A 13,732-nucleotide genomic window follows, 5' to 3' on the forward strand; every position below is an offset into this window, starting at 1 on the left:
ATGTTTTTTAAAACGACAAGTCCAATGGCTACTATAGAGAATAGAAAGTGAATAAGCTCTTTAATCATCTCTTTATTTATTTTTTGTTCTTTTATGGGGTGAATTTTTTTTATTGGGAATGTTATATTAAATATGTGAAGCGAAGATGATGAGTATTTAATTAGACTAAAACATGCTGGAATATTCGATGGTTTATTTACTGATGGCCTTGCCATTGCATAGTTAAAATAACGTTTTTAGTTTCCGCATTATAGGCCCGCGCGATGACAATAAAACCTTGCTTACGATAAAAGTGATAAGCCCGGTAATTTTTTTGATAAACCTCCAGGGTTAGCGCTTTATAGTGTTGCTGAACGCCATCCATCAGTATTTTCCCTACCCCTTTACCGTAATAGAATTGGTCAACAAATAATGCGCCTACCAGTTGTTCTTCGAGGATACTAATAAATCCGACAATAGCGTTTCCGCCGGCAGTGGATTCCAATTGTACTTCTTGCGATAAATACACCCAAGTCCGCGCCGCCGGAAGATAGGTATCTCGCACCAACGAGGCGCTCTCGTGCCAATATTGTTCGGTAACAAAAGGATGCGCAGCAATTGTGCTGCTCAACCACAATTGCATGACGGCATCAAGATCGTCCGGTTGGTAAGTTCTTATCATTTTACTACGTTATCCGGGTGGCAAAAACAGCTCGCCAGATGATCGTTCACCAGCCCACTGGCCTGCATAAAGGCATAGCAAATGGTGGAGCCGATAAACTTAAAACCTCGTTTTTTGAGTGCTTTTGACATCGCATCTGAGATTGGTGTTGTTGCCGGGCATTCAGCCAAACACCACCAATGGTTAATTTTTGGCTCACCGTCGACAAAACTCCAGATAAAACGCGAAAAATCTTCGCCGTTGGCTTCCATTGCCAGGTAGGCCTGAGCATTGGTGATAATGGCCTGAATCTTACCGCGGTGGCGGATAATACCGCTGTCTAGCACCAGTTTTTCGACCTCTTCTGGCCCCATTTTTGCCACACGCACGGGATCAAAGTTATGGAAGCATTTGCGATAGTGTTCGCGTTTTTTCAGCACGGTTATCCACGAAAGCCCGGCTTGTTGACCTTCGAGGCAAAGCATCTCGAATAATGCTTGGCTATCGGTACGCGGAATTCCCCATTCGGTATCGTGATAAGCAAGATAAAGGGGATCTGAGGTGACCCAACCGCAGCGCTGTAAATCCATAACCTGACTTCCTGTTTATTGTCTGACTGAGTGAAGAATAATGGCGGTTCAGATAACGATAAGCAACCAACGTAATTTTATATTGAATAATAAATTTGACGCAGGCAGTTATTGTTTAATAATTAACCATGTACAGAATAATAATCTGTTATTTTTGTTATTTTAAATTATATTGGAGTTAATAACATGCAAATTAAGCAAAAGACTCTGAAGTCATTCTTGGCAGCTTCATTCTGTCTGGGATTATTTCTTGCGGTTGTTCCTACGGCAATGTCACATCTGTCGAGTGAGGAGCTGCTTTTATGCCACCCCTGTAGTGACAAGTGTGATGACGATACCTCCGACGAGTGCCCCCTCAACGATGCTGTTTTATATCCGACAGGCAGTTATTCCTCAATGGCCTCTTTCACTGTGCCCCCGCCGGTGCAATGGAAATGTTGGTTTGGCTGCCCTTTGCCCTGAAAAATAGGGGGGAAGTGTGGTGAGAGAACCCACCTATAATCTGCGTTAGTTATCTGATTATTTGAATTTTTTCCACTGAGGAAATGCTTTTAATTAGGTAAACAATATTTTTAAAGATAATCACTAATCATATATCTATTAGTCATCTATATGTTTTTATTGAGTTATTTTCTTGAACATTATCTTTTTTGGGCAATAATTGTATTGCCACAAGCATAAAACGCTGCTTTTGGTATTTCTTTAAATACTTTATAGGATCATTAATATGATGAAGAATATAAAACACTCCAGTAAATCTCTTCTGACAGGTGCTGCTTTTGCTCTGCTATTAAGTTCCGGGCAGGTAATGGCCACTGATATTACCTCTGTGTTACCGACCACACCAACAGTGCCGGGCATAGATACAATAGTACCGCCAACTCCACCGGTTGTAAGTTGTTTGAGTGCTGGCAGTATGCTGGACCTGAAATGCGTCATTGACTCAATGATGAAAACACTGACTCAAACGATGAGTCACCTTCCATCAACACCAACCTTGCCAACAACGCCAACGGTGTAAGACTAGGTTAGGTGTAAAATTTTGAGTGTTGACGGCGCGGGTTAACCTCTCAAAATCTTACATATATACGGTTGCTGGGCAGGTTGTTGTCAGCAACCGTATATGCGATAACCAAAGAACTATTTTTCTTTATACCCCGCTATGGGTTATGTCAGCCACGGCGCGTGGTTCCCTCTCTCATTCGGATAATTAATCAACAAATTAACTTTCATTCATGCATCTTGCCGGATTCAAGCTGTATATCTTACGGTCAACGGGTATACTGACTCATTCCATTTTAATTCACTTGTATCGCGTGCGAATCCAACATGCAAAAGTTTGATACCAAGACCTTTCAGGGCCTGATCCTGACGTTACAGGACTATTGGGCGCGCCAAGGCTGCACCATTGTTCAACCACTGGACATGGAAGTCGGCGCGGGTACCTCCCACCCAATGACCTGCCTGCGTGCACTTGGCCCAGAGCCAATCGCTGCCGCTTATGTACAACCTTCACGCCGCCCGACCGATGGTCGCTACGGTGAGAACCCGAACCGCCTGCAACACTATTATCAGTTCCAGGTGATTATCAAACCTTCACCAGACAACATTCAGGAACTCTATTTAGGTTCATTGAAAGAGCTGGGCCTTGACCCGTTGATCCACGACATTCGCTTTGTCGAAGATAACTGGGAGAACCCAACTCTGGGTGCTTGGGGTCTGGGCTGGGAAGTGTGGCTGAACGGCATGGAAGTCACTCAGTTCACTTACTTCCAGCAAGTGGGCGGTTTGGAATGTAAACCGGTTACTGGCGAAATTACTTATGGTCTGGAACGTCTCGCCATGTACATTCAGGGCGTTGACAGCGTTTATGACCTGATTTGGTGTGACGGCCCGCTGGGGACTACCACTTACGGCGATATTTATCATCAGAATGAAGTGGAGCAATCCACCTATAACTTTGAATACGCCGATGTGGACTTCCTGTTCTCCTGCTTTGAACAGTATGAGAAAGAAGCTCAGTCACTGCTGGCGCTGGAAACCCCACTGCCGCTGCCTGCCTATGAACGCATTCTGAAAGCTGGCCACACCTTTAACTTGCTCGACGCCCGTAAAGCCATCTCGGTGACTGAGCGTCAGCGTTATATTCTGCGCATTCGTACGCTGACCAAAGCGGTCGCCGAAGCTTATTATGCTTCTCGCGAGGCATTGGGCTTCCCTATGTGCAAAAAGAATCAGAACTAAGAGGCTGTCATGACTCAACAGACTTTCCTGGTGGAAATCGGCACGGAAGAGCTGCCGCCGAAGGCTCTTCGTTCTCTGGCCGAATCTTTTGCTGCCAATTTTACGGCTGAACTCGATAGCGCCAACTTGCCACACGGCGAAGTTGTTTGGTATGCCGCGCCGCGCCGTTTGGCGGTAAAAGTCGCTAATTTAAGTGCTGCTCAGGCTGATCGTGAAGTTGAAAAACGCGGCCCGGCAATTGCGCAAGCATTTGATGCTGAAGGTAAACCAAGCAAAGCGGCCGAAGGATGGGCGCGTGGCTGTGGTATTACTGTGGATCAGGCGGAGCGTCTGGTCACTGATAAAGGCGAATGGCTGCTGTATCGCGCCCATGTAAAAGGGCAATCAGCACAATTATTGCTGGCGGGGATGGTGACAACCGCGCTGAGTAAATTGCCAATTCCTAAATTGATGCGCTGGGGTGATAAAGAAACCCAATTCGTTCGCCCGGTTCATACCGTGACCATGCTGTTAGGTTCTGAAGTGATTCCTGGCACCGTGTTGGGTATTGATTCAGACCGCGTTATTCGTGGTCACCGTTTTATGGGTGAATCCGAGTTTGCGCTCGATAACGCTGACCAATACCCGCAAGTCTTGCTGGAGCGCGGTAAAGTCATTGCTGATTATGAATTGCGCAAAACTATCATTAAGCGCGATGCAGAATTGGCGGCACAAAAGATTGGCGGTATTGCTGATCTGAGTGAAAGCCTGCTGGAAGAAGTGGCGTCACTGGTGGAATGGCCGGTGGTATTGACTGCCAAGTTTGAAGAGAAATTCCTGGCAGTTCCTGCGGAAGCACTGGTTTACACCATGAAGGGTGACCAGAAATATTTCCCGGTTTACGACACTGCCGGTAATTTGCTGCCAAACTTTATCTTTGTTGCCAACATTGAATCGAAAGATCCTCAGCAGATTATTTCGGGTAACGAGAAAGTGGTACGCCCACGTCTGGCAGATGCCGAGTTCTTCTTTAATACCGACCGTAAAAAACGCCTTGAAGACAATCTACCGCGTCTGGAAACCGTGCTGTTCCAACAGCAATTGGGCACCTTGCGCGATAAAACGGATCGTATTCAAGCGCTGGCCGGTTGGGTTGCAGCGCAAATTGGTGCTGATGTTAACCATGCCACGCGCGCCGGTTTGCTGTCCAAGTGCGACCTGATGACCAATATGGTGTTCGAATTCACTGACACCCAAGGTGTGATGGGGATGCATTACGCCCGTCACGATGGTGAAGCTGAAGACGTTGCGGTTGCGCTGAATGAGCAATATCAGCCACGTTTTGCGGGCGATGATTTGCCGTCAAATCCGGTTGCTTGTGCATTGGCTATTGCCGATAAAATGGACACGCTGGCGGGGATTTTCGGTATCGGTCAACATCCGAAAGGCGATAAAGACCCATTCGCTCTGCGCCGCGCGGCGTTGGGTGTATTGCGTATTATCGTTGAGAAGAATTTGCCGCTGGACCTGCAAACGCTGACCGAAGAGGCCGTGAGCCTATATGGTAGCAAGCTAACCAACACCAAAGTGGTCGACGAAGTGATTGAGTTCATGCTGGGCCGCTTCCGCGCCTGGTATCAGGATGAAGGTCATAGCGTCGATACCATTCAGGCGGTATTGGCTCGTCGACCAACCAAACCGGCTGATTTTGATGCTCGGGTGAAAGCGGTAACCTATTTCCGCACACTGGATGCCGCCGCCGCATTGGCTGCCGCGAATAAGCGTGTATCAAATATTCTGGCAAAATCCACTGATACCCTGAATGACCATGTTCGTGCTTCGGTGTTAAAAGAACCGGCGGAGCTGAAACTGGCCACTCATTTGGTGGTATTGCGCGATAAGCTGGAGCCGGTATTCGCTGCGGGTCAATACCAGGAAGCACTGGTTGAACTGGCAGCGTTGCGGGAAACCGTCGATGAGTTCTTTGATAGTGTGATGGTGATGGCCGAAGACGATGCTGTGCGAGTTAACCGCCTGACGTTGTTGAGCAAATTACGCGAGCTGTTCTTACAGGTTGCTGATATTTCGCTGTTGCAGTAATCCTGTACTCGGCTCGTCACAGGGGAGCGTATTTACCAAGAGGGTATGCGCTCCCCTTAGCTATTCTTACTGGGTAAGAATAGGATTTGGTGAAAATAAGTACTTATTACAGGAGTAGCTTCACATGACTTTTGCACTGAATACGACCCGATATTCACGTTGGTTAGCGCCTTTTCTGGCGTTGCTGGTGGTGTTCCAATTGACCGCCTGCGGGGATAAAGAGCCAGAGCAACGTAAGGCTTTTATTGATTATCTGCAAAATACAGTGATGCGCAGTGGGATGAAACTGCCAACGCTGAGTGAAGATCAAAAACAGAAGTTTGGCCCTTATGTCAGCGATTATGCGATTTTAGTGACTTTTTCTCAGCAACTCAGTAAATCTGTGGATGCTAGCCTGAGCCCCGCTATTGCGCAAATCAATGAGATTCGTATGGCGCAGGATTATCTTAATAAGCGTGATGCATTGCAGCAGTCAGCGGGTGCGTTGAATCTGTTAGTACAGCAGATTCGTACCGCCAAAACACAGGCAGATGCCGCTGTAGCCGCATTGAAGCAGCCAGATGATTTGAAAGTCGTTTTCAATAAAGCTTTTGATAATATTGTGACTCAACCTACCAATGTGCTGATTCCGGCTGTTCCCGTTGTTTCTGCCTTTGTGCAGGATCTGGCGCAGGTTGGGGATTTCCTGCAACAGCAGGGGACTCAAGTGACCTTTAATAATGGTGGTGTTCAGTTCCAGACTGCGCAACAAGCGGCACAATACAACGCGATGATGGCTAATTTGGTCGCCAAGTACCCGGCGATGATGGCGGCACAGAAGAGTGTCATGAGTGTGATTCAGTAGGTTTTTTTAATGGGTTGATGGGGTAGGTGATTGGGTTCGGTTGATATTTGATAAGTGAATAAGTTCGGTTGTTAAAGCAACTGAGTTTACTTAACCTGCGATGAACCAACCGCCAAAGGGTGCGGGCGCGCACCCTTGTGCAATCCCGCGCTTGCGCGAAATATTGCCCTGCGGGTAAACCGTCTGCGTCTTTCGGGCTGACGAGCCTGCGCGATGGGCATCCCTTCCCAAGCGCGCTTTTCGCGGCCGTCCATGGCCGCTCACTCTACCCTCTCTCCTTGTCGGCAACATTCCTGATTGCGCTCAACGTCAAAACCATGGTTTTAGGTTTTGATGTTTAAAAGCACATTTGAGCTGCCGAGTGAAGAATGAAGCCAGGGAAATCCGCCATGGACGGCGGATTTAGGTGTCATGAGCAGGGATGCGAATAAAGCCGTCCCGCAAGCGTAATGATGAACGAGGGAACCTGCGCAGCAGGCAAGCGACACGTGCGCAAGCGCGGATTGTTAAGGCCCACGCTTATGGGCCTTAACTCGGTTGAGGAGACTGAGCTAAAAATGACCTCTGAGTGTTTATCAACCGAAACCTGATCCGAACCTAAGCACTAAAACCATATCAACCAAAACCCAAAAACATCTCCCCCTTCCCCCTGTTTTTTTATTACACATTTGCCACGCAACTGGGCAGTCCGATCAGAATAAGATGGGTGAATGTCTCATCCTTCCTCTACGAGCAAAAATAACTTGTGATTAACATCACATTTTCAAAACAAAGGGCCGCCACGAAAGTGTGATATGAATCACTATATTGGCCGCTTTTAGCTTAAAAATTCTCCGGTGTGGCTTTCTTACACCTCAATAGTGTGACCTTGATCAACAAATCCACCCCTGTAGTGGGGGTTTTAGTGTGACATTCGTCACATGCTGGGAGTGAGCTACGCGAGAGTAAAGGAGCATGCTAAAGTTTGTTTTGCATACAGCGGGTTTGTATTCGATAACACCGGCGGGTTTTGCAGAACTGCCTCAACAAAACAATTATATCGCGCTCTTATTGTTAGCGCGTACCAATAGGGGTGTTTTATGTTTTCACCAGATGCAAAGGTCAGAATTCAAAATTTTGGCCGATTCCTCAGTAACATGGTCATGCCCAACATCGGCGCATTTATCGCCTGGGGTATTATCACCGCACTGTTTATCCCAACGGGTTGGCTGCCGAATGAAACGCTAGCCAAATTAGTTGGCCCGATGATCACTTTCCTGTTACCACTGCTGATCGGTTTTACCGGTGGTCGCTTGGTCGGTGGTGACCGTGGTGGTGTGGTGGGTGCTATCACCACCATGGGGGTTATCGTTGGTGCTGATATGCCAATGTTCCTCGGTGCGATGATTGCAGGCCCATTGGGTGGTTGGGCAATCAAACACTTTGACCGCTGGGTTGAAGGTAAAATCAAAAGCGGCTTTGAGATGCTGGTTAACAACTTCTCAGCCGGTATTATCGGGATGTTGCTGGCTATTCTAGCCTTTATGGCGATTGGCCCATTGGTAGAAGTGTTGTCTAAAGCACTGGCTGCTGGCGTGCACATCATGGTGCAGAATAACCTGCTGCCACTGACGTCAATCTTTGTTGAACCAGCCAAAATCCTGTTCCTGAATAACGCTATCAACCACGGTATCTTCTCACCGCTGGGTATCCAGCAGGCGACTGAAACCGGTAAGTCTATCTTCTTCCTGATTGAAGCTAACCCAGGCCCAGGTTTGGGTGTGTTGATGGCTTATATGTTCTTCGGCAAAGGTAACGCCAAGCAATCTGCTGGCGGCGCGGCTATCATCCACTTCTTTGGTGGTATCCACGAAATCTATTTCCCATACGTTCTGATGAACCCACGCTTATTGCTGGCGGTGATTCTGGGCGGTATGACTGGCGTGTTTACTCTGACCCTGCTGAATGGCGGTCTGGTATCTCCAGCTTCTCCAGGTTCTATCCTGGCAGTATTGGCGATGACACCAAAAGGTGCTTACTTTGCCAACATTGCTGCGGTTGCTGCTGCGTTTGCGGTGTCCTTCGTCGTGTCAGCTATCTTGCTGAAAACGTCTAAAGCTAAAGACGAAGAAGAAGACAGCCTGGAAGACGCGACTCGCCGTATGCAAGACATGAAAGCGCAATCTAAAGGCGCACAAGCAGCCAATGCAGCTGCTGCTGCGGGCGACTTGAGCACGGTGCGGAAAATCATTGTCGCCTGTGATGCTGGTATGGGTTCCAGTGCGATGGGTGCTGGTGTGTTGCGTAAGAAAGTGCAAGATGCGGGCTTGAAGTACATCTCGGTCACGAACTGCGCCATCAACAACCTGCCGGAAGATGTTGATTTAGTTATCACGCACCGTGATTTGACTGAGCGAGCAATGCGTCATGCACCGCAAGCACAGCATATTTCGCTGACTAACTTCCTCGACAGCCAGTTGTATACCAACCTGACGGTACGTTTAGTCGAAGTGAGTAACGCGACCGCGACCACACAAAAAGTGATTGAAACGCTGGATGATAGCTTTGAGCCATCAGAAGCCAACCTGTTCAAACTGAGTGCGGAGAATATCTTCCTCAATCAACATGCTACGAACAAAGAGCAAGCCATTCGCTTCGCCGGTGAGCAGTTGGTAAAAGGCGGTTATGTCGAGCCAGAATATGTTGAAGCGATGTTGGAACGTGAAAAACTGACTTCCACCTATCTGGGCGAATCTATCGCCGTGCCACACGGCACTATCGAAGCTAAAGACCGTGTGCTGAAGACTGGTGTGGTGTTCTGCCAATACCCTGAAGGTGTGCGCTTTGGCGAAGAAGAAGATGAAGTGGCTCGCTTGGTGATTGGTATTGCCGCCCGTAACAATGAGCATATTCATGTCATTACCAGCCTGACCAACGCGCTGGACGATGATTCTGTCATTGAGCGTTTAAGCAAAACCACCAGTGTGCAAGAAGTCTTGGATTTGCTCGGCGGTAAAAAATCCGCTTGATAGGTGTGAGTAACTGAACGGCGATGAGTGTTGTCCGGTTGTGACGGATAACTGCCGTAACCTGAATAGGGCCGTGGGGAGTACGCGGCCCTTTCACAGCTACACAGCAAAAGGTAAAAAATATGAAAGCATTACATTTTGGCGCGGGTAATATTGGCCGGGGCTTCATTGGTAAACTTCTTGCTGATGCCGGCGCGCAACTTACTTTCGCCGATGTTAATCAGCCGCTATTGGATGAGCTGAATAAGCGTAAGAGTTATCAAGTTAATGTAGTGGGTGAGCAAGCCCGTGTTGAAGAAGTGAAGAATGTTAGCGCAGTGAACAGTGGCAGCCCGGAAGTGGTGGCACTGATTGCTGATGCTGATATTGTCACTACCGCTGTTGGCCCACAAATTTTGGCCCGCATCGCCAGTACCGTGGCGCAAGGTTTGGTGGCCCGTCATCAACAAGGTAATACCCGCCCACTGAATATTATTGCTTGTGAGAATATGGTGCGCGGCACTAGCCAGTTAAAACAGCATGTGTTTGCCGTCTTGCCAGAAAGTGAGCAAGCGTGGGTTGAGCAACATGTTGGTTTTGTTGATTCTGCGGTAGACCGGATTGTGCCGCCATCAGAAGCGGGCAGCACTGATATTCTGGCCGTGACAGTAGAAACATTCAGCGAGTGGATTGTTGATGGTACCCAATTTAAAGGGCAGCCGCCGCAAATCGCCGGTATGGAACTGACGGATAACCTGATGGCCTTTGTGGAGCGCAAACTCTTCACGCTGAACACCGGGCATGCCATTACCGCCTATTTGGGCCAGCTTGCAGGGCACCAAACCATTCGTGATGCCATTCTTGACTCAGCCGTTCGCCAGAGCGTGAAAGGCGCGATGGAGGAGAGCGGGGCAGTGCTGATCAAGCGCTATTCTTTTGATCCGCAGAAACATGCAGCTTATATCAATAAAATTCTCTCCCGTTTCGAAAACCCTTACCTGCATGACGATGTTGAGCGCGTTGGCCGTCAGCCACTGCGTAAACTGAGTGCTGGTGACCGTTTGATCAAGCCGCTGTTGGGGACGTTGGAATATCAGTTGCCACATAATAACCTGGTGACCGGTATTGCTGCTGCGATGAGTTATCGCAGTGAGCAAGATCCGCAAGCGCAGGAACTGGTTGAATTACTGGCTAAATTAGGGCCAAAAGCCACTCTTGCTCAAATTTCCGGTCTGCCAGCTGATAGCGAGGTTGTGGAACAGGTGGTGAGTGTGTATAACGCCATGCAGGACAAGCTGGCGCACTGATGCTCAGTGCTCAGATGAGCCGGTTGTTGTATTGGCCGGCTCTCCAAACCCGTTGGACGGATACTCATTAACCACCCCAGTGACCAGCGATGATTGAAAAAACACAGGCATTTGAGAATCGGGTACTTGAACATCTGAACGCGGGGAAGACCGTTCGGAGTTTCTTGATGGCTGCTGTCGACTTATTGGCAGAAGCATTGAACATTCTCGTGGTGCAGGTTTTCCGTAAAGATGACTATGCGGTGAAATATGCCGTGGAGCCATTGCTGGTCGGGGATGGGCCGTTGGGTGAGTTATCGGTACGATTGAAGTTGGTTTATGCCTTGGGCGTCATAACCCGGCATGAATATGAAGATGCCGAGCTATTGATGGCGCTGCGTGAAGAGCTAAACCATGATGGCACCGAGTATCGCTTTACTGATGACGAAATCCTCGGGCCATTTGGTGAACTACATTGTGTGGCTGAATTGCCGCCAGTCCCGACATTCTTACGCCCGGATGAAGCCGATGCTTCGCTGATTGCTATGCAACGCCAGCGTTATCAGCAAATGGTGCGCTCCACTATGGTGCTGTCGATTACTGAATTACTCTCCCGTATCAGTCAAAAACAAGTTTCTAAACTCTCGCCACTCGGCCATGTTTAATTATTGAAAACACTGAGCCATTCCTCAGCTAACAACCACAGGGCTGTTATTGCCATCAAGCCGCCCATCACGCCATTAAATAGCCGCAACTTCCAATTAATGCGCAGCGCATGACGCAATTGATCACCCATCACCGCCCAAACCGCCACGCAAGGGAGATTCAATAAAGCAAAGCCACCGACAATCAACAAAGTATGACTCAGTGTCGCGCCTTCCCGTGGGGTGAATAAGATGGCGACATTCATTGCCATCAGCCAGGCTTTTGGATTAATCGCTTGAAATAATGCCCCCTGAATGAACCCCATCGGCTGCTCCCTATCCCGAGCATTGGGGCTGCCAGAATTAAAAATCTTCCAGGATAACCACAGTAAATAACCGCCGCCCAATGTTACTAATGGCAGGCGAACAACCCCGACCCAACTGAGGATAAATGCCAATAGCGTGGTCATTAATGCGCATTGCAATGCACAACCAAAGGTAATCCCCAGCATCATCGGGAAAGTTCGGCGCAAACCAAAATTGACACCAGAGGCGGCCAATAGCAGGTTATTTGGGCCTGGGGTGATCGACATTACGGTGACGTAACTGATAAAGGCACTGTCCAGCATGGGAATCCCTCTCCCTTCGTACTTGAAGCTGCAGGGGTGTTAGCTACGTTCACTCACCCGAATAACTTACCTGAGTAAGCTCATCGGGACTCGTTCGCTTGCTGCCTACCTGCAACTCCAATTACTTTGGGTATTATATTATTAATGTTGCCAAGAGATTCAGCATAAACAGCAATCGGCGCTAGCGGCAGAAGCAGAAGTTATCTATTGTTATGGGTACAGTTTGCACGATGCTGAACTGTACCCATCAATTCTCTAGAGAACTGTCACCATGTCCCTTGTTATGAATGAAATTCGCTACTTACAAGTGGCTGACAATTTGGCACAAGCCATTAAGAATGGCAGTCTCCTGGCGGGCAGCCGCTTACCCTCGGTGCGGGGCTACGCGCAGAGCCATCAGGTGAGTGTCAATACCGTGGTGGCTGCGTATCGCACATTGGAAGACCGTGGCCTGATTGAGGCCCGCCCGCAGTCAGGTTTTTATGTCTGTAGCCCGTCAACCGCCGTGGTGCCAACCGCTACAGTGGGGAAACCGGTGGATGAAGTGCTGGATTTGATTGATACCGTATTTGCTGCGCAACAAAATCCGCGTTTTACCAATATTTCGCTGGCCTGCCCGCAGACTGGCGATTTCTATCCCAGCGCCAAGTTGGGGCGCATTATGGCTTCTTTATTACGCCGTCAGCCGCAGTTGATCAGTCAATATGCTTTGCCACCCGGCAGTCAGCGCCTACGCCAGCAAATTGCTCGCCGCGCTATGACGTTGGGAATGCTGGCCGATCCAGCAGAAATCACTATTACCCATGGGTGTATGGAGGCGCTGCAATTAGCGCTCCGGGTGACCACCAAGCCAGGGGATTGTGTCGGGCTGGAGTCGCCGACTTATTTCTATCTGATGCCATTATTGGCAAGCCTCGGGCTGAAAGCCGTGGAGATTCCGACTGATCCGCAGCAGGGACTTTCATTGGATGTGTTGGAGTTATTGCTTAAAGAAGGGCGGTTGAATGCACTGATTGCAATGCCGACGGTGCAAAACCCCATAGGGTATACCATGCCGCTCGCCGCGAAAAAAAGATTGGCGCAGCTGATGAACGATCATCAAGTGCCATTAATTGAAGATGGTTTATATGCCGAGATTCAATTTGGCTCGGTTTTATCTCCGGCAGTCAAAGCATTCGATCGTGACGGCTGGATACTGTTTTGCTCCAGCTTTACTAAAACGCTGGCACCGGATTTCCGTATTGGTTGGATTGATGGGGGCCGCTTCGCAGAAGCATTGCACAAGCTAAAAGCGGTATCGTCAATGGCGGAGCCGATGCTGCTGTCAGAAACCTTAGCACTGTTCCTTGAGTCTGGCGGTTATGACCACCATTTGCGCAGTTTGCGCCGCCGTTATGCGCAGCAGGTTCAGCAAGCTCAACAACTGATTACCCGCTCCTTTCCGCGAGGAACCACAGTGACACAGCCGGCTGGCGGGTTTGTCTTTTGGGTCGAATTTCCTAATAGTGTCGATACCGTCGCGCTGTTCCATCAATTGCTGCAAGAGCAGATTTGCCTGACGCCGGGGACGCTTTATTCACCCAGCGGCCGGTATCGCAATGCATTTCGCCTATCTTGCTGTTACCCATTCAATAGCCGCTATACCGGGGCGTTGGAGCGGTTGGGGGCGGTTGCATGTGAAATTAGCGGCTTACCCGCCGGAATGCAGTGGCAATCGGCACAGGAGGCTGCTGTCGAAAGGCCCGCATCCTGATACACTATCCATCTTGATGCACAATCAGTGCTATCC

Annotated in this window: 11 protein-coding genes; 8 read left to right on the forward strand and 3 right to left on the reverse strand. The window is 48.9% G+C overall.

The genetic code is table 11. The features are described from left to right. Positions 1 to 196: 196 nt before the first annotated feature. Both OP863_RS00135 and OP863_RS00140 read right to left on the reverse strand, forming a co-directional pair. Positions 197 to 661, reverse strand: coding sequence for an N-acetyltransferase (locus OP863_RS00135; RefSeq protein ID WP_265525748.1), 465 nt, complete (start codon positions 659 to 661; stop codon positions 197 to 199). Next, positions 658 to 1,230, reverse strand: coding sequence for a DNA-3-methyladenine glycosylase I (locus OP863_RS00140; protein WP_038637610.1), 573 nt, complete (start codon positions 1,228 to 1,230; stop codon positions 658 to 660). Before OP863_RS00140 ends, OP863_RS00135 begins: the two co-directional genes overlap by 4 nt. Positions 1,231 to 1,957: 727 nt before the next feature. Between OP863_RS00140 and OP863_RS00145 the strand changes: the two genes are divergently transcribed. From OP863_RS00145 to OP863_RS00175, 7 genes are all read left to right on the forward strand, one after another. Next, positions 1,958 to 2,251 (forward strand): hypothetical protein, encoded by a 294-nt coding sequence (locus tag OP863_RS00145; RefSeq protein ID WP_042562527.1) that lies wholly within the window; start codon positions 1,958 to 1,960, stop codon positions 2,249 to 2,251. Positions 2,252 to 2,559: 308 nt separating this feature from the next. Then, a complete protein-coding gene (gene glyQ / locus OP863_RS00150) occupies positions 2,560 to 3,474 on the forward strand; it encodes a glycine--tRNA ligase subunit alpha (protein ID WP_038637607.1) in 915 nt (304 codons plus the stop codon). A gap of 9 nt (positions 3,475 to 3,483) precedes the next feature. Next, a complete protein-coding gene (glyS, locus tag OP863_RS00155; RefSeq protein ID WP_145509571.1) occupies positions 3,484 to 5,553 on the forward strand; it encodes a glycine--tRNA ligase subunit beta in 2,070 nt (689 codons plus the stop codon). 124 nt (positions 5,554 to 5,677) lie between these two features. Then, positions 5,678 to 6,397 (forward strand): DUF3053 domain-containing protein, encoded by a 720-nt coding sequence (locus OP863_RS00160; protein ID WP_145589397.1) that lies wholly within the window; start codon positions 5,678 to 5,680, stop codon positions 6,395 to 6,397. A 1,079-nt stretch (positions 6,398 to 7,476) separates the two neighbouring features. Then, positions 7,477 to 9,405, forward strand: a complete 1,929-nt coding sequence (locus tag OP863_RS00165; protein ID WP_038637598.1) for a PTS mannitol transporter subunit IICBA — start codon at positions 7,477 to 7,479, stop codon at positions 9,403 to 9,405. 122 nt (positions 9,406 to 9,527) lie between these two features. Further along, the gene (locus tag OP863_RS00170; RefSeq protein WP_265525749.1) at positions 9,528 to 10,691 is read left to right on the forward strand and encodes a mannitol-1-phosphate 5-dehydrogenase; all 1,164 of its coding nucleotides are present in this window, start codon (positions 9,528 to 9,530) and stop codon (positions 10,689 to 10,691) included. A gap of 89 nt (positions 10,692 to 10,780) precedes the next feature. Then, complete coding sequence (locus OP863_RS00175) at positions 10,781 to 11,335, forward strand: MltR family transcriptional regulator (RefSeq protein ID WP_038637592.1); 555 nt, start codon at positions 10,781 to 10,783, stop codon at positions 11,333 to 11,335. Here OP863_RS00175 and OP863_RS00180 read toward each other — a convergent pair. After that, on the reverse strand, positions 11,332 to 11,943 hold the full coding sequence (locus OP863_RS00180) for a LysE family translocator (RefSeq protein WP_038637591.1): 612 nt from the start codon (positions 11,941 to 11,943) through the stop codon (positions 11,332 to 11,334). The genes OP863_RS00175 and OP863_RS00180 overlap by 4 nt on opposite strands. 271 nt (positions 11,944 to 12,214) lie before the next feature. Here OP863_RS00180 and OP863_RS00185 point away from each other — a divergent pair, with 271 nt between their 5' ends. Further along, positions 12,215 to 13,696 carry a PLP-dependent aminotransferase family protein gene (locus OP863_RS00185; protein ID WP_265525750.1) on the forward strand — a complete coding sequence of 494 codons (1,482 nt, stop codon included), beginning with the start codon at positions 12,215 to 12,217 and terminating at the stop codon, positions 13,694 to 13,696. The last annotated feature ends 36 nt before the right edge of the window (positions 13,697 to 13,732 follow it).

It is taken from the genome of Yersinia sp. SCPM-O-B-9106 (C-191), assembly GCF_026183365.1.
Classification (GTDB): Bacteria; Pseudomonadota; Gammaproteobacteria; order Enterobacterales; family Enterobacteriaceae; genus Yersinia; species Yersinia rochesterensis.